General features: G+C 68.7%; 14 protein-coding genes, 1 tRNA gene and 3 pseudogenes. 12 read left to right on the forward strand and 6 right to left on the reverse strand.

The genetic code is table 11. From position 1 onward, the window contains the following. Positions 1 to 150: 150 nt before the first annotated feature. The 8 genes and pseudogenes from ACFKCF_RS37855 (at position 151) to ACFKCF_RS37890 (ending at position 11,224) form a co-directional block, all read left to right on the forward strand. A complete protein-coding gene (locus ACFKCF_RS37855; RefSeq protein WP_394500199.1) occupies positions 151 to 1,500 on the forward strand; it encodes a 4Fe-4S binding protein in 1,350 nt (449 codons plus the stop codon). Beyond that, entirely contained in the window at positions 1,497 to 2,300 is an 804-nt protein-coding gene (locus ACFKCF_RS37860; RefSeq protein WP_394500117.1) for an NADH-quinone oxidoreductase subunit J, read from the forward strand. The genes ACFKCF_RS37855 and ACFKCF_RS37860 overlap by 4 nt, the downstream gene beginning before the upstream one ends. Beyond that, positions 2,300 to 2,602: pseudogene (gene nuoK / locus ACFKCF_RS37865) on the forward strand (NADH-quinone oxidoreductase subunit NuoK); the annotation flags it as partial. The gene ACFKCF_RS37860 and the pseudogene nuoK, both read left to right, overlap by 1 nt. 488 nt (positions 2,603 to 3,090) lie before the next feature. Continuing rightward, complete coding sequence (locus ACFKCF_RS37870; RefSeq protein ID WP_394500118.1) at positions 3,091 to 5,178, forward strand: NADH-quinone oxidoreductase subunit L; 2,088 nt, start codon at positions 3,091 to 3,093, stop codon at positions 5,176 to 5,178. A 127-nt stretch (positions 5,179 to 5,305) separates the two neighbouring features. Next, complete coding sequence (locus ACFKCF_RS37875) at positions 5,306 to 7,114, forward strand: NADH-quinone oxidoreductase subunit M (RefSeq protein WP_394500200.1); 1,809 nt, start codon at positions 5,306 to 5,308, stop codon at positions 7,112 to 7,114. Beyond that, positions 7,111 to 8,760, forward strand: a complete 1,650-nt coding sequence (locus ACFKCF_RS37880; protein WP_394500119.1) for an NADH-quinone oxidoreductase subunit N — start codon at positions 7,111 to 7,113, stop codon at positions 8,758 to 8,760. Before ACFKCF_RS37875 ends, ACFKCF_RS37880 begins: the two co-directional genes overlap by 4 nt. Positions 8,761 to 8,884: 124 nt before the next feature. After that, a complete protein-coding gene (gene htpX / locus ACFKCF_RS37885) occupies positions 8,885 to 9,736 on the forward strand; it encodes a zinc metalloprotease HtpX (protein WP_394500120.1) in 852 nt (283 codons plus the stop codon). Positions 9,737 to 9,739: 3 nt separating this feature from the next. Next, on the forward strand, positions 9,740 to 11,224 hold the full coding sequence (locus ACFKCF_RS37890; protein WP_394500121.1) for a hypothetical protein: 1,485 nt from the start codon (positions 9,740 to 9,742) through the stop codon (positions 11,222 to 11,224). Here the strand turns inward: ACFKCF_RS37890 and ACFKCF_RS37895 are convergent. Next, the gene (locus ACFKCF_RS37895) at positions 11,199 to 11,705 is read right to left on the reverse strand and encodes an NUDIX hydrolase (protein ID WP_394500122.1); all 507 of its coding nucleotides are present in this window, start codon (positions 11,703 to 11,705) and stop codon (positions 11,199 to 11,201) included. The genes ACFKCF_RS37890 and ACFKCF_RS37895 overlap by 26 nt on opposite strands. Before the next feature lie 215 nt (positions 11,706 to 11,920). On the opposite strand from ACFKCF_RS37895, the gene ACFKCF_RS37900 reads away from it, so the two are divergent. Then, positions 11,921 to 12,082, forward strand: a complete 162-nt coding sequence (locus ACFKCF_RS37900; RefSeq protein ID WP_394500123.1) for a hypothetical protein — start codon at positions 11,921 to 11,923, stop codon at positions 12,080 to 12,082. Between the two features lie 1,271 nt (positions 12,083 to 13,353). On the opposite strand, the gene ACFKCF_RS37905 is transcribed toward ACFKCF_RS37900, so the two are convergent. Further along, a complete protein-coding gene (locus ACFKCF_RS37905) occupies positions 13,354 to 13,845 on the reverse strand; it encodes a YajQ family cyclic di-GMP-binding protein (RefSeq protein WP_394500124.1) in 492 nt (163 codons plus the stop codon). A 268-nt stretch (positions 13,846 to 14,113) separates the two neighbouring features. Here ACFKCF_RS37905 and ACFKCF_RS37910 point away from each other — a divergent pair. Continuing rightward, positions 14,114 to 14,195 (forward strand) — tRNA-Tyr (locus tag ACFKCF_RS37910). Between the two features lie 239 nt (positions 14,196 to 14,434). Here ACFKCF_RS37910 and ACFKCF_RS37915 read toward each other — a convergent pair. Both ACFKCF_RS37915 and ACFKCF_RS37920 read right to left on the reverse strand, forming a co-directional pair. Then, the gene (locus ACFKCF_RS37915; RefSeq protein WP_394500125.1) at positions 14,435 to 14,686 is read right to left on the reverse strand and encodes a hypothetical protein; all 252 of its coding nucleotides are present in this window, start codon (positions 14,684 to 14,686) and stop codon (positions 14,435 to 14,437) included. Positions 14,687 to 14,903: 217 nt separating this feature from the next. After that, the gene (locus ACFKCF_RS37920) at positions 14,904 to 15,593 is read right to left on the reverse strand and encodes a DUF899 domain-containing protein (protein ID WP_394500126.1); all 690 of its coding nucleotides are present in this window, start codon (positions 15,591 to 15,593) and stop codon (positions 14,904 to 14,906) included. 171 nt (positions 15,594 to 15,764) lie between these two features. Between ACFKCF_RS37920 and ACFKCF_RS37925 the strand changes: the two are divergent. Then, positions 15,765 to 15,988 (forward strand): annotated as a pseudogene (locus ACFKCF_RS37925) (heat-shock protein HtpX); the annotation flags it as partial. Between the two features lie 9 nt (positions 15,989 to 15,997). Then, a pseudogene (locus ACFKCF_RS37930) lies at positions 15,998 to 16,222 on the forward strand (hypothetical protein); the annotation flags it as partial. 226 nt (positions 16,223 to 16,448) lie between these two features. Here ACFKCF_RS37930 and ACFKCF_RS37935 read toward each other — a convergent pair. Then, complete coding sequence (locus tag ACFKCF_RS37935) at positions 16,449 to 17,933, reverse strand: class I adenylate-forming enzyme family protein (protein WP_394500127.1); 1,485 nt, start codon at positions 17,931 to 17,933, stop codon at positions 16,449 to 16,451. Then, a complete protein-coding gene (locus tag ACFKCF_RS37940; RefSeq protein ID WP_394500128.1) occupies positions 17,917 to 19,470 on the reverse strand; it encodes an NAD(P)-binding domain-containing protein in 1,554 nt (517 codons plus the stop codon). Before ACFKCF_RS37940 ends, ACFKCF_RS37935 begins: the two co-directional genes overlap by 17 nt. Positions 19,471 to 19,532 lie beyond the last annotated feature (62 nt).

Genomic DNA, 19,532 nt, shown 5'->3' on the forward strand with positions numbered 1-19,532 from the left:
CCAGGAGTCGGGCTAGCAAAGGGGCTGTCCATCACCCTTCGCCACATGCTGCGCAAATCAGTGACGCAGCAGTATCCTGAGGTCAAGCCTGCCCTCCCGCCCCGCAGCCGCGGCGTCATCGCCCTGGTCGAGGAAAACTGCACCTCCTGCATGCTCTGTGCCCGAGAGTGCCCCGACTGGTGCATCTACATCGACTCCCACAAGGAGACGATCCCGGCTCCCGAGGGCGGCCGCCCTCGCCAGCGGAACGTCCTCGACCGCTTCGCCATCGACTTCAGCCTGTGCATGTACTGCGGGATATGCATCGAGGTCTGCCCGTTCGACGCACTCTTCTGGTCTCCGGAGTTCGAGTACGCGGAAGGTGACATCCGCAACCTCATCCACGAGAAGGACAAACTGGCCGCCTGGACCCAGACCGTCCCCGTGCCTCCGGCCCACGACCCGGGCGCCGAGCCCCCGAAGGAGCTCACCGCCGCTCCCCGCCGCCCCGCCGCGGGACGCCCCCAGCCCAGAGGTACGGCAGCCCGCCCCTCCGCAGACGTACCGAAGACCCGCCCGACAGCGGGGACCAGCAGCACGAGACCCACCCCCGAAGCGCCGGACGCAGCGCCCACAATGGGACCGCAGCCCCCAATCCGCGCAGAGCGCCCAGCAGGCGGTCCCAAAACGACGCCTGCAGCAGGGGCTGTCGAAACTCCTGCAGCGGCCGTCCCAGAAACGACGGAAGCTAGCGTCCCAGAAACAACGTCGGAAACCGGCGTTCCCCGAACGACGTCCGAAGCCCCGGTCCCTGGAGCAACGTCGGAAGCCGGCGTCCCCACAGCAGCGCTGGAAGCCGACGCATCCGGCACGATGCCCGAACCCAGCACCCCGGCCACGGGCCCCGACACCTCAGCGACCACACCCAGGCCCGGCACCCCGGACGGAGAGCCCACCGCAAGCGCGCCCGGGTCAGGCCCTGTAACAGGCACGCCGGGCGGACGCCCACGCCGAGCCATCCGGAACGTACGGGGGATCCGTCCGCCGGGCGCCCTCCCATCCCGTGCCCAGGACGACGACACCGCCTCCACCGCACCAGGTGAGACGAACGCCGGCGCGCCGCGCTCGGAAGACGGCCAGATGACCACATCCCGCCCCGCAGGAGAGGGTGTGACGGCCGCAGCTCCTAATACGGAGGAAGACGACACGGCGGGCGTCGAGCCGACGACCGATTCGTCCTCTCCGACAGCAGATGAGGCGACCACCACTTCGTCCGCCACAGAAGACGGCGAGACCCGTCCCTCCGCGAAGGAGCCACCCCAGGGACAGGTTTCATCCACAGGACAGCCATCCCCGGAAAAGTTGTCCACAGCCTCGGGCGTCCCGCAACCGAAGCCCGAGCCGGAGGAGCAAACTTCTGCCGCGAGCCCCCGCAGACGCAGGATGGCCGATCCACGGTCCATCCGGCCACCCGGGCGGCTCGGTCCTGACGAGACAAGGGAGTCCGAGGAGGAGTCGTGACCGAGGCGGTGCCCTCCTACCTGTCACCCACCGGGCAAGAGATCGTCTTCTTGCTGCTGGGCGCGGTAGCGGTTGGATCGGCGCTGCTTGTCGTCATGACCAAACAACTCGTCCACGCCGCCCTCTGGCTCGTGGTGTCCTTCGGTGCCCTGGCGGGTTGCTATCTCGTGCTGACCGCCGAGTTCGTGGCCTGGGTCCAGGTGCTGATCTATGTGGGCGCGGTGGTCGTGCTGCTGTTGTTCGGCATCATGCTCACCCGGGCCCCCATCGGCCGCTCCACAGACCTGGACAGCGGCAACCGCCTGGTCGCAGCCCTGGTGGCCGTGGCGACCGCGGCCGTCCTCGTCACTGTGGTGATCGACGGATTCCACACCGCCTACACACCGTTGATCCCAGGTCACGGGGCAGCGAAGGAGCTGGGCGCCAGTGTGTTCGCCACCTGGGTGCTGCCGTTCGAGGCGCTGTCCGTGCTTCTGCTCGCCGCCCTGATCGGCGCCATCGTCCTGTCCCGTACGGACATCCCCGGCGGCTCACCATCCGCTCAGACCGGTAACAACACTTCACCCGACGAGCCGAGCGCCGCAAACTCGCCGACCGGAAGGGGCCTGGCACCTCGGCGAATCGAGGGCCACTCGACCGAGGAGACCGTGCTTACGGGGGGTAGGTCACCATCCGCTGGGAGCGAGGAAAGCTCGCCTGCCCGGCCGGAGACCAGTCCGTCACCCCCCGGCACCCGGGACGACTCGGTGCCTGACCGGACCGGGGGTAATCTGCCGCCCGATCAGACCGGGGGTCATTAGTGCACATCGTCTACCCGGCTGTGGTGTCCGCGCTCCTGTTCTCCATCGGCGTCTACGGCGTGCTCGTCCGTCGCAACACGATCCTCGTGCTGATGTCGGTCGAGCTGATGCTCAACGCCGTCAACCTCAACCTGGTGGCGTTCGACGTGTGGCTGGCCGACCGCCTGCACAGCGGCCAGGTCCTCACCCTGTTCGTCATCGTCATCGCGGCCGCCGAGGTGGGCCTGGGCCTTGCGATCGTGCTGGCGCTGTACCGCAACCGCCGCACCGTCGACATCGACCACCTCCGCGACCTCGCCGAACCCACCGACGAGCCCACAGAAGTGCCGGCGATCGCGGGCACTGCCGACGACGAGCCCGCCGGCGAGGCCGCGCATTCAGCAACGACATCGGTACGAGGCCCCGCCATCGCCCGGGAGCGCCCGCCCGACTACGCCGCGCCTGCTCCCACCACGTCCGACCTCGCACCGCCTGCTCCTACCAGGTCCGACTTCGCACCGCCTGCTGTCGCCGCGTCCCCTCCCGCCCAGCCTGATCCCGTCCAGCCTGATCCCGTCCAGCCTCACCCTGCCGAGGCCAAACCCGCCACGCTTGCCAACCCGGCTGAGCCCACCGAAGGCCGTCCACCCGCCACCGCCGAGCCCAACGAGCACCGGAACGCCCACTCGGCCCAGGCACCCCAAGGAGCCTCAGACCACTCGGACGGGGCAAGCGAGGCGGATCGGATAAAGCAGGCGGAGGCCGAAGGCGGCCGTGAGGGCGAGCAGCCCGTCAAGCGAGGTGGCACGCTGTGACGACGTTCCCGCTCATCGCCGTGGTCCTGCCCTTCATCGCCGCCGCGGCAGGCCTTCTCCTCTCCCGCTGGCCCCATCAGCGCCCCACCGCCCCCTCCAGCACAGGAGCGACACCGCGATCCAAGACACCCAGCCCAGGCGCCCCAGCCGGCAGCCTCGAGACGACGACGCCCGCCTCCGAGACCACGTCCAAGGCCGCAATTCCCGCCCCCGCAACCTTGACCTCCGCGATAGAGGCCCCGACGCCAGAGCGCGAAGCCCAGGGAGCCGAGGCGACCACAGCCGCGGCCCAGCGAGCCAACACCCGGGCAGCCTGGATCGCGATCCTCCCCACCACGCTCTCAGCGATCCTGGCGGGCTGGCTCGCCTGGGGCCCGGGCCTCGCCTACCTGCACGGCGCGACCACCTCCCCACCCACAGGCCAGACATACGGCACCATTGTCACCGGCGGCGTCCCGATCACACTCACCCTCCAGGCCGACAACCTGTCGAGCATCCTGGGCGTCCTGGTCACCATCGTCGCCCTGGCCGTACAGGTCTACTCAGTCGGCTACCTCAAGGACGACCCGCGCTACCCCTCCTACAGCGCGTTCATCAGCCTGTTCACCAGCGCCATGCTCCTGGTGATCTACGCGGGCGACCTCCTGGTCCTGTACGTGGGCTGGGAGATCATGGGCCTCTGCTCGTACCTTCTCATCGGCCACTGGTGGGAAGACCGGAGCAATTCCCGCGCGGCGGTCAAGGCGTTCCTCGTCACCCGCCTGGGCGACGTCGGCTTCCTCTTCGGCATCTTCGTGCTCGGTCTCGCGGCAGGCAGTTTCCGTATCGACGACGTCCTGGGGAAAGTGCCGGAGATGTCCGCGGCCACGCTCGTGACCGCCACGATGCTCCTGCTGGCCGGTGTGGCGGGCAAGAGCGCACAGGTCCCGCTGCACACGTGGCTCCCTGACGCCATGGCGGGCCCCACGCCGATCAGCGCCCTGATCCACGCCGCCACCATGGTCGCCGCCGGCATCTTCATCGTGGCCAGGCTGTTCCCCGCGTTTGTCGCGGCCCGGCCCACGCTCGACGTGCTGGCCGTCGTCGCGGCCCTGGGCATGCTGGGCTCCGCGCTGGCCGCGTTGGCCCAGGACGACCTGAAACGCGTGCTGGCCTACTCCACGATCAGCCAGCTCGCGTACATGGCGGGCGGCCTGGCCGCGGGCTCCGACACGGCAGCCATCTTCCACCTGCTGACCCACGGCGCGTTCAAGGCCCTGCTGTTCCTGTGCGCGGGCGCGGTGATCCACCACGTCGGCTCCAATCTGATGACCCAGATGGGCGGCCTGCGGCGCGAACTGCCGGTGACGTTCGTGACCATGACGATAGGGTTCGCCGCCTTGATGGGCATCCCTCCGGCCAGCGGTTTCTTCAGCAAGGACGGCATCCTGCTGGCCATGGACCGCGCGCTGTCCGCCGGCGGCCTGACGGACGCGGCCGCGCTCCTGCTGTACGGCTGCGCGCTGGCGACCGTGGCCGTCACCGGCGCGTACGCCACCAGAGCCTGGCTACGCACGTTCTTCGGCGAGGCGCGGGCCGTGGCGCTCCCGGAGCCGGAGCCGGGCACGGCCCACGTCGTTGACGTCACCGAGGCCCCCCGCACGATGCTCGTTCCTCTCGTCGTCCTCGCCGTCCCCGCCCTGCTGCTGGGCTTCGCCGGAGAGCTGCACCTGGACCTCGGCGTGGCCGCCGTCAGCGTCGTGCTCGCCGCGCTCGGCGCCGGGGCGGTGTACGCGTTCTGGCGCCTCGACCCCGTCGCCGACCCGGCGCGCCTTCTGGGGCCGTTGCGGGGGCCGTGCGAGCGGGCGTTCTACATGGACGGCCTCTATACCGTGCTGTTCGTACGCCCGGTCCTGGCCCTGGCCAGACTCGTGGTGCGGACGGACGACGTGGTCGTGGACGGTGCGGTGCGCGCGTCCGGCAGATCGGCGCGCGGATTGTCCGGAGTGCTGCGACTGGCCCAGAACGGCAATGTCCAGCTCTACGTGAGCGGCGTGCTGGCCGGTGTCCTGCTGATCGCGGTGGGGGCGGTGGTGTTCGCATGACGGCCGGGTCTCGCCTCTGGGCAGAGGCGGTGGTGCGTGTGACGGCCTGGTCTCGTCTCGGGGCGGGGGCGGTGGTGCGTGTGACGGCCGGGTCTCGTCTCGGGGCAGAGCTGGGGGTGCGCGCATGATGGCCTGGCTCTCCGCCGCGCTGCTGGCCGTGCCGCTGCTCGGCGCCCTCCTGCTCCTCCTCGCGCCGCACCGGCTCCGGCCGCTGCTGCACACGTACGGACTGACCCTGTCCGGCCTGACGCTGGCGCTGGCCGTGCTGATGGCGGCGACGTTCGACTACTCGCGGGGCGCGCGGCCGCAGTTCGAGGTCGATCTGGCGTGGATCCCCGGGCTGGGACTCCGCTTCCACCTCGGCGTTGACGGGATCTCGCTGCCGCTCATCGTGCTGACGGCGCTGCTGACGTTCCTGTGTTTCGTCTACCTGTGCTGGGGTGCCGCCCGGAGGGGGTTCGTGGGGGCGCGGCCGAGGGCGCTGGTGTTCACGCTGCTGGTGCTCGAAGTAGGCATGATCGGTACGTTCCTTGCCCTCGACCTGCTGCTCTTCTTCGTGTTCTTCGAGATCGTCCTCATCCCGATGTACTTCTTGATCGGCATCTGGGGCGGTGAGGGTCGCCGGGCGGCGTCGGTCAAGTTCATCCTGTACACGCTGCTCGGCTCGGTCGTGATGCTGCTCGGCCTGCTGCTCGTATGGGCCCAGACCGGCACGCTCGACATCGAGGCCCTGAGCGCGGCCCACGGTGCCGGCATGGCCAGGTCTATGCAGATCCTGGCGTTCGTGGCGATCGGCATCGGCCTGGCGGTGAAGACCCCCATGTGGCCTTTGCACACCTGGCTGCCCGACGCCCACACCGAGGCTCCCACCGTCGGCTCGGTGCTGCTCGCCGGGGTGCTGCTGAAGATGGGCACGTACGGCTTCGCCAGGATCGCCATCCCCATCCTTCCTGAGGGCGCGATGGCGGTGGCGCCGTGGCTCGGTGCGTTCGCCGTGGTGGGCATCATTTACGGCGCTCTGGCCTGCCTCGCCCAGCGTGACCTCAAACGCATGATCGCCTACTCGTCCGTCGGCCACATGGGCTTCGTTCTGCTGGGGTTCGCCACGCTGACCCCGGTCGGCATCAACGGCGCCCTCTTCGCGAACGTCGCCCACGGCCTCATCACCGGCCTGCTGTTCTTCCTGGCCGGGGCGATCAAGGGCCGCTATCACACCGCCGACATGCCCTCCCTGGGCGGCGGCATGCTCGCGACGCTGCCGCGGCTCGGCTCGGTGCTCACCTTCGCGGCGATCGCCTCACTGGGGCTACCGGGGCTGGCCGGGTTCTGGGGGGAGATGCTGGCGCTGTTCGGGGCATTCCAGCCGGCGAACGGGCTGCCCCGCGGGCTGTTCCTGACGTACATGGCGCTCGGCGGTCTGGGGGCGGTCCTGACGGCCGCGTACTTCCTGGTCATGTTGTCCCGCGTGACCCACGGCCGCCCCCGGACGGCCGACGCCCTCTTGGACGAGCGGGAAGGTGCCACACCGGACGAGCGTCCGGTCATACCTCTCGGCTCGACGGCAAGACGCTCGGCGACAGCCACCCTGGAGCCATCCCCCAGACCGGAGCCCTACAGCGGCCCTAACGAGCCACCAAACCTCACCGGGCCCGGCACGCCTCCGGGCAACACCGCACCGTCCGATGACGACGCGCGCCTGAACGACGCCGGGCCCCTGAGCGGCGGCACCCTCCCGGGCGGTGCCGGATCTTCGAGCGGCCCTCCGTGGGCTGCGACCGGCGCGCCACGGCAGCAGGCGGCGGATGACATCAGGAGCTATGAGCTGCTGGCATGGACGCCACTCGTGGCCCTGATCCTGCTCTTCGGCCTCTGGCCCGGCCTCCTCCTGTCGCTCACCACACCGGCCGTGCAGACCCTGCTGGGAGCCGTCTCATGACCCAGCAGATCGACTACTTCGTGATCGCGCCCCCGCTGGCGCTGGCCCTGGTGGCCGGTCTGGTGCTGCTGCTGGACGCCTTCCTCCCGGCCCGCCCCCGTACGAAGCCAGTGCTGGGACTCGTCACCCTGGCAGGCGTCCTGATCGCGCTGGTCTTCGTCGTCGCCCAGGCGATCAGGGGTGGCCCGCCGCGATCGACCTTCTGCGTCCCGGCCGGCCTCGCCGGCCCCACCAGGCTGTGCTCTTTCGTGGCGGACGGGTTCACGCTGGTGTTCGCGGGCATGGTGCTGGTCGCGGCCGTGGTGGTCGTGCTGATGTCGATGACCGAGCTGGCGGCCGGCGGCATCCCAGTCGGTGAGTGGTACTTCCTCCTCCTTTGCACCTTCGTGGGTGCGGTGACCCTGCCCGCCTCCCGAGACCTGATCATGCTCGTGGTGGCGCTCGAGCTGGTCTCACTCCCGGTCTTCGCTCTCACCGCCATGAAGCGCTACGACGGCCGGGCCTCCGAGGCAGCCGTCAAGCTCTTCGTGGTTTCGGTGGTGTCGACGGCAGTCATGCTGTTCGGCGTCTCGCTTCTGTACGGCGTCGCGGGCACGGTCTACCTGTCACGCCTGGCGGCCGTGTTCAGCGGCCAGGCCCCAGCCCCGGGGATGGCGGATACCGGGGCCCTGGCGACGGCCCAGAGTCTGCCCGCCGTCGTCTCGGTCGGAGTCGTGCTGGTCGTGGCGGGGTTCGCCTTCAAGATCGCCGCGGTGCCGTTCCACTCGTGGGCGGCCGACGTCTATCAGGGTGCCCCCGTCCCCGTGGCCGCGCTGCTCTCGGTGATCTCCAAGGCGGCCGGGTTCGCGGGGTTGATCCTCGTACTGATCGCCGGACTGTCCGGGCAGGCCGCCACCTGGGCGCCCATTGTCGGGATCATCGCCGCGCTGACCATGACCGCGGGCAACCTGCTCGCCATGCGCCAACGCTCCGCCGTACGCCTGCTGGCCTGGTCCTCCGTCGCGCAGTCCGGCTACATCCTGGCGCCGCTGGCGGTGGCGGCCCAGGGCATCACGCCCCGGCTCGCCGGGGCGACCGGCGCGCTCCCCACGGCCGGAAACGGGGCCGGCACGCTCCCTCCGGCCGGAAACGGTGCCGGTGCGGTCGTGGTCGGCGGAATCGGGGCCGGCGCGGTCGGCACTTCCATGGCGTACCTGGTCATCTACGCCGCCATGAACCTCGGCGCTTTCGCGGTGGTCCTGCTCGTCTCCAGGACCGCCACCCGCAACGAGCTCGACGACTACCGGGGTCTGGCGTTCCGGCGCCCCGCCGCGGGGCTCGCGCTGGCGTTCTGCCTGGTCTGCCTAGCTGGCCTGCCACCGGGCCTGGCCGGGCTCTTCGCCAAAGTGTTCGTCTTCCGCGAGATCGTGGAGGGCGGCTCAGGCTGGCTGGCGCTGATCATGGCCGTCAACACCGTGATCGGCCTCTACTACTACGCCGTCTGGACCGCGCGCCTCTTCACCCCTCCCACGGCACCGGTTCTCGCCCGGCACCGCCCGACGCCCACGACATGGCTGGCCATCGGCCTCGCGCTGGCGGCGGCCGTGCTGTTCTCGATCGCCCCCCAACTGGTCCTGGACATGACCTCACTGTCCGCGTTCGGCTGAGGGACGGACCATGGAGAAAGTCGCGCTCCGCCCGCAGCTGAGCACTCCGGGGAACGGCTGGGGAACGAAGGACCGGGTCGTGGTCGTTGGAGGAGGTGAACCCAGACCACGAAGGGGGGAAACCTTGCACCACAACGGTCTGCGCACGGCCATCCTGCTGGGCGGCCTGTCGGCGCTGATTGTCGCGGTGGGCGCGTGGTTGGGCGGCGGCACCGGTGTGCAGATCGCGCTCGTGCTCGCCCTGGCGAGCAACGGAGTCGCCTACTTCTTCTCCGACCGCATCGCCCTGTCGGCCATGCGCGCCAGGCCGGTCAGCGAGGTGGAGCAGCCCACGCTCTACCGGATCGTTCGAGAGCTCTCCACGGAGGCTCGCCAGCCGATGCCGCGCCTGTACATCTCGCCGACGGTGCAGCCGAACGCCTTCGCGACCGGCCGAAGCCCTCGCCAGGCCGCGGTGTGCGTGACGTACGGCCTGACCCAGCTGCTCGACGAGGCCGAGCTGCGCGGAGTGATCGGGCACGAGCTGTCACACGTGTACAACCGGGACATCCTCATCTCCTCCGTCGCCGGCGCGCTGGCCACGATGATCACCTGGATCAGTTACGTGGCGGTGTTCTTCGGCGGCTCGGACGATGACGAGGGGCCGGGCTTCGTGGGCGCGCTGCTGATGATGGTGCTTGGACCGGTGGCGGCCGGGATGGTGCAGATGGCGATCTCCCGGACGAGAGAGTTCCAGGCCGACGAATCGGGTGCCAGGCTGACGGGCGACCCGCTCGCCCTGGCCTCTGCGCTCCGCAAGATCGAGTTGGGCGCCCGCAGGCTCCCGCTCCCCGAGAACAGCCGCCTCACTTCCGCCTCCCACATGATGATCGCGAACCCGTTCAGCGGCTCGGGCTTCGGCCGTCTGTTCTCCACGCATCCGCCCACGTCCGAGCGGGTCGCCCGCCTCGAGCGGATGGCCGGCTACCGTCGCTGACCCATGCGCCGATTAACCAAGGCGGAGCGGAGGCTCTGGAACGCGTTCCCCACCGGGCAGACCGTCGAGCTGGGCCCGTTCGAGATCGGCCCGCCCCGCGCGGCCGGCGCGAACGCCCCCACGGACGGCCACACCTGGGGGCCCGAACGCTCGATCAGGGCCGAAGTGATCGCCCAGTTGCTCCTCGGCGCCGGCGACACCGGCACCGGCTCAGTCCCGGCCGTACGTCTGCGCGGCGCGCGGATCACCGGCCGGCTCGTGATCGTCGGCGGCACGATCCCGTACGAACTCAGTCTGATCGGCTGCCATCTGGATGAACCCATCCGTTTCACCGACTCCACCACCCGCACCGTACGCCTGACCGACTGCCACCTCCCGGGCCTCAGCGGCGGCGGCATGCGGGTGGCCGGGCACCTCAGCCTGTCCGGCTCCAACGTCACCGGCAGCGTCCGCCTGAGCCGGGCCCAGTTCGAGAGCGGGCTGTGGCTGGGCGGCACCAAGGTGACGGCCGACGATGACGAGGGATGGGCGCTCCACGCGAACTCCGTCGTCGTGGACTCCGGCACGTACATGCGCAACGCCGACTTCACCGGAGCAATCGGCCTGGTCGGCGCCCGCCTCAACGGCGGCCTCTTCCTGGACGGCGCAACCCTCCGCAATCCCGGCAAACAGGCCCTCATCGCCGACAACATGGTCGTCGAGGACGTCATGCGCTGCACCGACGGATTCCTGGCATTGGGCTGCGTACGGTTACGCGGAGTGCGCATCAACGGGACACTTTCGCTCAACGGAATCATCCGAAGCCCAGACACGCGCTATGCACTCCATGCAAGTCACATGGAGCTCCGCGAGCTCTACCTGAAGCCCGCGAAGCCCATCGAAGGCGTTGTCACCCTCGCACACACCACCGTCGGCACGTTGCACGACAATCCAGACACCTGGCCCGAGAAATTGCGCCTGAACGGTTTGACCTACGACCGGCTGCGCGGCTCCGGCGTAACCCGCCGAATCGACTGGGTGACCCGGGATCCGGAGGGGTTCAGGCCGCAGCCGTACGAGCAACTTGCCGCCTGGTACCTCAGCGACGGCAACGACGCGCTCGCCCGGCGCACCCAACTCGCCAAACTCCGCGCCCGCCGGCAGACGCAGGGGCTCGGAAGCCGGGCGTGGGGGCGGCTGCTCGACGTCGCGGTCGGGTACGGCTACCGCCCCTGGCTGGCGGGCATGTGGTTCTCCCTGTTGCTGGCGCTTGGGACGGTCGTCTTCGCCATCAACCCCCCGAGAGCGCTCAAACCCTCCGAGAGCCCCGATTTCAACCCCTTCGCCTACACCTTTGACCTCCTGCTCCCGATCCCCGCATTCGGGCAACGAGAGCTGTTCGACCCGGGCGGGTGGACGCAGTGGCTCGCGTACGGACTGATCGTCTCCGGCTGGATCCTGGCCACGGCGCTGATCGCCGGCGCTACGCGGATCCTCCGCCCTCAATGATTTTGGCCGACGCGTCATCCGCGACGATCTCGCGCAGGATGGACGCGAGATTCGTGGGAAAGAAAGTCTCCTCCGTGTTCTCGAGCTCCTCCGCGCTCCACCACCGATGAGCCGTCGTCGTGTCCTTCTCGATCTGCTCCATGTGGTCGAACGACACCACCGCATCGGCTCCCACCCGGATCGCGAAGAACGTCTGATCCTGGGTGATGGCGTACTCGGACCAGTTGAACTCGATCACACTGTTCCCGTACGGTCCGCTGAGCTCGTCCGCATTCGCCCGGATCCCGACCTCCTCGAACAACTCCCGCGCCGCCGCCTCCTGCAACGTCTCGCCATCCTCCGCCGCCCCGCCGATCGTGAACCAGAACGGCTCATCGGGCCTGGCCGGATCAAAGCCGTAGAGCAGGAGGACCCGATCTTGATCATCAATGGGCAGAGCACGCGCCGTGAAGCGGCGCAGGGGGATCTTCGTCACGTTCACCGAGCTTACGATCGACCCCCCACATACTCACTCACGTCCACACAACGCAGGTCAAAGATCAAGCGGGATGCCGGGCTCAGCCTGAGCCGTCGGGAGCATGTCGGCGGCTCAGGCTGAGCCCTTCTTGCCTAGGGATCGATGAGCTCGGGCTAGAGGGGCCCTGGCTGGAACTGGACCTGGACCTTGGATTGGATGGAACTGAGGTACTCGTTCAAGTGCCGCCGAAGCCCGGCTATCTCATCGCCGAGAGCGGCAAGATCTTGTCTGACCTCATTCCGGAACTCGGCGATGTCAGCCTTTATCTGGGCGACTTCGGCCGTTGCGCCCTTGCTGGCGTCACTGCTGGACGCGCCCGCTTCGAGTGCCCGCATCCGTGACGTCAGGTCAAGAAGGCGTCCTTCTATGTCCACTGTTCCACCCTTACGGCAGAGGGAGTACTCCCTTGTGGTTGACTCCATCCATGGTCTCACTGAGTGAGGAATCAGTGACGCACAGTTTTCCAACCTGCCGATGGGCGCCCGTGGTCAGGCAGTGGTTCTTTCACACCGGTGCCTAGATTCCTTTTCCCCGGGAGGAGGATCGAACTCCCGTGGTGCGTACGGGCGAAGAGCTCTGGCCAGCGAAAACGGGGTCAAGGCGGCGGATCTGAAAGACCGGGTGCCGCGTCGCCGATCGACACAAGCGCGAGATCTCGGATAGATGGTTCGACGGCCCAACAAGACCATCAAAAGTGGAGACTTCGCCAGCACCTTGGCTGTGGCGGCACCGGAGGCGTCCCTACCCACCGGCCGTACGCCGGACCGCCCGCCGATCTGGACAGAACGGCAGCGATTGCATGCATTCGGCGCGGATGCGGATGCGGGTGCGGATGCGGGTGCGGATGCGGATGGGAGCGCTTTAGCGGAAGTTTCCCTGAGCGCCAGCGCGGAGACCTCGGCGTGCTCGCGGTCGTCGCCAGTCAGGTCGCCGGCGGTTGTCGATGGGTGTGGGTGCTGGCAGACGATCTACGGGTTGTTCCAGCGATGGCATCGTGACGGCACCGGGCGGATCTTGATCGCCTCACAAGCCCGGGTGGAGTCGGCTGGGTTGATCGGCCGGCAGGTGAGTCTGGAGTTTACGATCTGCCAGGCAGGCAGGGTGCGAGGGGGATCCACGGGCCGAGCGCCGGGCCCGGTGGTGTGCGGAAGAAGCTGGTCGATCATGCAAGCAGCGCCACCCGTGGGACGCGGCATCAACCGGCTCGAACCTCATTGGGCCGTGACCGCCTCGCTTCAACACGCTCGCCATCCGCGACAAGCCGCCACCCGCATCGCCACACTCAACGAGTAGCTATGAACCCACTTCTGGAATACGGCTCTGGGCTGTGCATATAGGCATTGGCGGCCCTCGGCGGGTGCCCGCCTCTGACCGGCGGCCTGCATCATCCACGGAGCCACGTGGCCGATCCGCAAGGGCGCCCCGGCCAGGGCTGTGTAGCTCGCTCTCAGTCACTCCGCACCGAGGACACGTACATGTGGGGGAGCGGCCCGAGGCACAGGAGAAGACGCGTGCCCTTGTGGACAGCGCGCTCGACCGTGTGCCCCGGATGTGCCCTCCGAGCCCTGCGGAACGCTGAAACGCCAGGTCAGATGCCTGAATCAGGCCTCCGCTAGCGGTAGTTAACGAACTGGAGGGCGATGTCCAGATCCTTGCCCTTCAGAAGGGAGATGAGCTCCTGGAGGTCATCCTTCTTCTTCGAGCTGACCCGGAGCTCCTCGCCCTGAATCTGCGCCTTGACCCCCTTCGGCCCCTCGTCCCGAATCAGCTTGGAGATCTTCTTCGCGTTCTCCTGGTCGATGCCCTCCTTCAGGCTGACCAGCATCCGGTACTCCTTGCCCGACAGCTTGGGCTCACCCGCGTCGAGGATCTTCAGCGAGAGGCCCCGCTTGACCACCTTGTCCTTGAACACGTCGAGGGCGGCATTCGCCCGCTCCTCGCTGTTCGCCTTGATCTCGATGTTGTTCTGCCCTGACCAGCTGATCGCGGCCCCCGTACCCTTGAAGTCGAAGCGGTGCCCGATCTCCTTGACCGTCTGGTTCAGAGCGTTGTCGACCTCCTGGCGGTCGATCTTGCTCACGATGTCGAAAGACGAATCGGCCAAAACACTCATCCTCTCAGCGGCGAAAGCACTACCCGGATCCTGCTTCCTCGGCGTACGCGAAACGTGCGGACCCAGCGCACGAGCCTAGCCAGCATCGGCCCGCCGTGCAGGACACCGCTCCCCGTACGGAGAACCGTCCAGATTCGCGCTCCCCCTCCACCCGTTTCGGCGCGCTGCCAAACAGAGATCCGGCACGCACCCAACCGTTGTCACGCACACCTCAGAAGTCCGCTATCCTTCTATCTGTCGCCGCGAGAGCGGATGGCAAGGCAGGTTGCCCGAGTGGCCAAAGGGAGCGGTCTGTAAAACCGTCGGCTCAGCCTACGCAAGTTCGAACCTTGCACCTGCCACACGCAGTAAGCGCAGCTCAGAGGCCCTACGGGGCCTCTTCTGCATTTCAGGGGTATGCAGCCGTAGGCAGCCCTGAGCGGCCGTTTGTCGGTGGTCACGGGATATACGCGGGATGGATCATGGGGGGTTTCCCCAGGTGGGCGCCCATGATCCGGGATGTTCGCGGGATGATGCGGCCCTGTAACGCCGAAAGGCCCCCGGAGAAGCCGGAGCCCTTCGAGGAGTGCTGTTCGTGATCTCATGCGGTGAGTACGTCCGCTATCCGCTGGTTGACGATCTCCTCCTGACCGTCGATGCACTTGGCATAGACGCGCAGCAGGACATCCACCCCGTGGCCGGCACGGGCTGCCACCTCCGGAGCCGGTACGCCGCCGTTGAGCCAGAGCGAGACGGCCGCGTGCCGGAGGTCATATGGTCGCCGGGCGAGTGGTGAGGCGAAGTGGCGCTCACGGGCCAGGGCGACGAGATACTCCAACTGGCGCAACAGCACGCCACAGGATGTCGCTTATGTATCTCGCGCGTCCATCCCCGGCATTCAGCGGTAGCTGTCTCGTGGAGGCGCCCTGCCAGTGCTGCCTGCGGCTCAGCCCAAGTCAGGTCGGGGTTGCACCATCTCCCAGGGCTGCGCAGCATCTGTACAAGACGACCGCAAACCCGGACTGGGCAGCGGAAGGGCAGACGTGAGCGGGCTGTCGGCGGTGCGCGGCCTAGGCGGTATTCGGGCCGTAGAGTGCGGCGATGTCCTTGGAGGTGGCCCACCGGCTGTAGGTGGGCGACTGCGGCCAGCCGTCGGGCGAGTCCTGCCACTCCTCCTGCCGCCCGTACGGCAGCAGGTCGATCAGCACGAAGCTGTGGCTGAGCTGCTCGGTGCCCCGGCCGTTGGTGTGCCAGGTGCGATAGACGGTGTCGCCATCGCGCAGGAACACGTTGACGGCGAAGCCTTCGCCGGGCGGTGCGCCGACGTCGGTGCCGAACGTGCTGTTCGCGGTGGAGTACCAGGCCATCTTGTTCCCGACGCGCCGCTTGTAGGCGAGTGCCTCGTCGATCGGGCCCTGGGTGACGATGACGAACCGGGCATCATAGTTGTCCAGGAACTCCAGCCGGGTGAACTGCGAGGTGAACCCGGTGCAGCCTGGGCACTGCCACTCCTTGCCCGCGAACCACATGTGGTTGTAGACGATCAGCTGCCTCTTGCCTTCGAAGACGTCCGGCAGCCGAACGGGGCCGTCCTCGCCTTCGAGGGTGTAGTCCGGCATCTGCACCATGGGCAGGCGGCGGCGCTGGGCGGCGATGGCGTCGAGTTCCCGGGTCGCGGCCTTCTCCCGGGCACGCAGCGCGTCGAGCTGACGCTGCCAGGTGTCGGCGTCGACGACGGGCGGTAGTGCGTTTGTGCTCATGGTCCCTCACTGATCATGTGCGCGGTTTGCGGTGTGTAGGGGTAGACCTGGCCCGGTCGCCGAATTCATCGGTGGTCGGCCGATTCGATCGGAAAATCTCGGAACGAGGGCGCACACAGCCGTCCCTGGAACGCGTTCGCCGTGCACTGACCGTGGATTTCTCGCTGGTGAATCACCGCCGCCCGGCCCAAAGTCATGACTTCCGAAGCGGTTCAGGCTTCCGACGTGGTGATCACCATGGGCTGCGGCGACGTCTGCCCGGTCTTCCCGGGAACCCGGTGCGAGGACTGGCAACTCGACGACCCCGCCGGCCAGGCATCGAGGCCGTGCGCGTGATCCGCGACCAGATCCGCGGGCGAGTTGAGAAGTTGCTCGCCGAACTGCTGCCCGCCTGACGCAGGCGCGACACCTCCTGCTGCTACGCCCTGCGGGACAAGGTGTGGGTGCACGGCCCGGGCGCCGAGCCGTGGGAGGTGTACGCGGTCAAGGCCGACGCCGAAACCTTGACCAAGCAGGCCGACTCCGTCTGCTGCGCCACGGGGCAGGCGAGGGAAGTGCCGGCGGGCGAACGAGACCTGGTCGGGCCGGCCGAGGGCATCGGTCAGACCCGGACGCCGGCCTGCTGCTGACACTCAGCCCGGTTGGGCGGGCGCGGACCTGCCGGCCGTGGTCGCGCGCCCGCAGCGTCGGACCACTCCGGCTGATCGGCGTAGCGGGCTTCCAACTCCAAGTGGCGGTTCATTGCAAGCTCGCAGCGAGATTCGGGTGGGTGGCGTGGCCGGAAGAGTTCCTCGGCGCAGGGCCACCTGGGCGCTTGCACCGCGGCTTTCGCGGCCGCTCTCCCTTTCAGGGGCATCATGGAGCGCTGTCCTCGGCCCGGGGTATCGCGGCCGGCAGAAGGCGCTTGTCCGGTTTGCCGGTCGGCGCCATTGGGGCCTCGTCGATGACGGTGATGGTCGCCGGGACGCATGCGTCGCCGAGCCGCTCGCTGACCAGTGTCCGCAGCGAATCAAGGTCGGGGGTACGGCCCGCGACCGGCACCACGAATGCGTGCACCGCCTCGCCGGTGTCCTCGTCGGGGGCGCCGAGCACGTACGCCTCCGCGATGTCAGGGGAAGCGGCCAGGGCCCGCTCGATCGGGCCGGCGTAGTAGAGGTTCGCGTTGACGATGATGACGTCCCGTGTCCGCCCGGCCAGGTACAGCCGCCCGTCGTCGTCGAAGTGGCCCAGGTCGCGGGTGCGCACCCACCCGTCGACGAACACCGCCGCGGTCTCTGCCGGCTCGGCCCAGTACCCGATGGCCTGTGCGGGGGTGCGGACGTACAGCTCGCCGTCGACACCGGGCGGGACGGGCCGGCCGTCCGCGTCCCGGATCGCGACGTCGATGACGTCGGGTGGGAACCCGACTGACGGGGGGAGGTCCCATGGCGTGGCCATGGAGATCGTGCCGGTCTCGGTCTGCCCGTAGCCCTGGAACACGACCGGGCCGAGCACGTCGAGTGCCTCGCGGAGCCGGGAGGCGTCCAGCGGCGACCCGGACACCATGAGCGCCCGGAGGCTGCTCAGGTCGGCCGGGGCGATGCGCTGGGCGGCGACGAGTCTGTGCAGGCGGGGCACGGTGATGACGCTGGCGGACGCCCGATACTTGGTGATCGCGTCGGGGAACGCGGGCTGGTCGGCGACGACCATGGTCCCGCCTGCGGCGAGCGTGAGGACACCGTACTCCATCATCACCTGGCTGCTCAGCGACCCGAACACCAGGTAGCGCCGCAGCCGGGAGGCCAGTTCGCGGATCGCCGGCGGCCACGCCTCCGGCCGGGCCGTCCAGGCCGCGTTCATGGCGGCGTAGGTCTGCGCGCAGGCCTTGGGTGTGCCGGTGCTGCCGGTGGTGTAGACGAGCCGGGCGACGTCCTCCGGCCGGCCGGACAGGCGCGGCAAACCGTCCTCGTCGGACGCGGCCAGCAGCTCGGAGACGGCCAGCGTGCGCCGCGCGTGTTCCGGCCCGGTGGCCGCGTCGGTCACGACCGCGGCGATGTCCTGGTGGAGCACGTGGCGCAACTGGCTGCCGGACAGCCCGGGCCGCACACCGACGACCCGGGCTCCCACGACGTAGCCGGCCATCGTCGTGGCGAACGCCTCCGGGGTGACGCCGAGCATCATGGCGAGGCCGTCCCCGGGTCCGATGGCCGCGGCGCGTAGCCCGGCCGCGATCCGCCGGACGAGGCCGAGCATCTGCGCGCCGGTGACGGTACGGGCACCGTGCTCGAAGACGGGCCGGTTCCCGGCCGCGACGAGGAGGTCCAGAACGGAGCGCGGGTACGGCTCAGCCGGCGTCGGCAAGGCACTCCTTGACGAAGACGGCCAGCGGCTGCTGGTGCACCTCCGGCAGGTCCCACTGGTTCTCCAGGTTCTCCGCGAGGTGGTGGACGCCGGCCGGCGCGCCGTCCCGGTAGTGCCGCACCACCGGGTGCAGGTAGCTCGCGTCGTGCGCGTTGACGGCGTCGTTCTCGACGACCCTCGGGATCGAGATGTCGAACGGGTCCACGGCGTCGTGGTCCTCGCCGTACTCCAGGGTGACGACGAACGTGTGCCGGGCGCGGCCGAGCCCGCCGTCGGCGACGTACGCCACCGGGACCTCCTCCTGGTACAGCGCGGTGGCTCCGGCCACGGTGACCACGTCGCCGAGCACGCCGAACTGCTGCCACAGCGCCGACGAGCGGTTGACCCGGGCGATGATCGCGTCACCGATCGCGTCCGGGGTGGGCTCGATCTGCTCGGCCGGCCAGGTCCCGCCGTGGTAGCGGGTGGTCAGGATCCGGTGGAGGGCGCGCACCCCGTACCGGAAGCCGTGGATGAACCCGCTGGTGGCCTTCTTGAAGTCGCGTTGCTGGGTGAGCGTGCCGGCGAAGTACAGATCGGGCACGTTGACGGACTCGTACGCCGGCGTCTGCTCGGGGAAACGGTCGTTGATGACCAGCGCGGGCCGGCAGCCGTCGTCGAACACCGAGGCGTCGAACCGGAAACCGGTGCACACGACCACCCGGTCGTAGAACAGCTCGCGCAGCGCCTCCACGGTGCGGGCATAGCGGAACATCACCCGGTAGCGGCCGTCGGCACGGCGTTCGATGCTCTCCACCGTGCCGTCGAGGACCGTGTTCTGGGACTTCAGCTGGTAGCTGTCGAGGAAGTTGTTGTTCACCGCGCGCAGGTGCCCGACGTAGTGCGACTGCCAGGCCATCCTGACGGAGTGCGGCCCGGCGACGTGGATGACCGCGGCCTGCTCCATGAGCGCGTCGGCGGTCTCGAACCCCGAGTTGCCCTTGCCGATCACCAGGACCCGCTGGTCGGCGAAGGACGCCGGGTCGGTCTCGAACGTGTCGTAGCGTTCGGCGTGCTCGATGCCGGGGATCGGCGGGACGTACAGCTGGGAGACGCCGGTGGCCATGACCAGTCGCCGGCCCTGCCACGAGCGTCCACTGCGATCGGTGGCGGTGAACCCGTTGCCGTCCCGGCCGATCCGGACGACATCGGTGTCGTAGTGCGCCTGGACGCCGGTCGCCGCCGCGTAGTCGGACAGGTAGCGCACGAGATCGTCGGCCTGCGGGAAGTACTTCTCGCTGTAGCGGGTGAACAGCAGCTCAGGGTCATCGCTCAGCAACGAGTTCCAGTCCATCCGCAGCCGCAGCTCCGGGTCCTCGTACCCGGTGTGCACCTTGTTGATGGAGATCAGCTGGCGGTGCCGCGGGAACCGGGTGAAGAAGGTGCCCGGTCCGGCTCCGCGTTCCAGGACGACATAGTCGTGACCGCCATGTTCGAGCAGTGCGGCGAGCTGCAGCCCGGCCGGTCCGGCCCCGATGATCAGGTAGTCATGCGCCATGATCCGGAAGCTACGGACGAATTCTCAGAGGATTCTGAGAATCAGCTGTCTATGGTCCAGGC

This window comes from Nonomuraea sp. JJY05 (assembly GCF_043496855.1).
GTDB lineage: Bacteria > Actinomycetota > Actinomycetes > Streptosporangiales > Streptosporangiaceae > Nonomuraea.

Coding starts and splice junctions, on each gene's coding strand:
- ACFKCF_RS37855 (WP_394500199.1), top strand. CDS start 151: ATGCTCTGTGCCCGAGAGTGCCCCGACTGGTGCATCTACATCGACTCC.
- ACFKCF_RS37875 (WP_394500200.1), top strand. CDS start 5,306: ATGGCCTGGCTCTCCGCCGCGCTGCTGGCCGTGCCGCTGCTCGGCGCC.
- ACFKCF_RS37880 (WP_394500119.1), top strand. CDS start 7,111: ATGACCCAGCAGATCGACTACTTCGTGATCGCGCCCCCGCTGGCGCTG.
- ACFKCF_RS37890 (WP_394500121.1), top strand. CDS start 9,740: ATGCGCCGATTAACCAAGGCGGAGCGGAGGCTCTGGAACGCGTTCCCC.
- ACFKCF_RS37920 (WP_394500126.1), bottom strand. CDS start 15,593: ATGAGCACAAACGCACTACCGCCCGTCGTCGACGCCGACACCTGGCAG.
- ACFKCF_RS37940 (WP_394500128.1), bottom strand. CDS start 19,470: ATGGCGCATGACTACCTGATCATCGGGGCCGGACCGGCCGGGCTGCAG.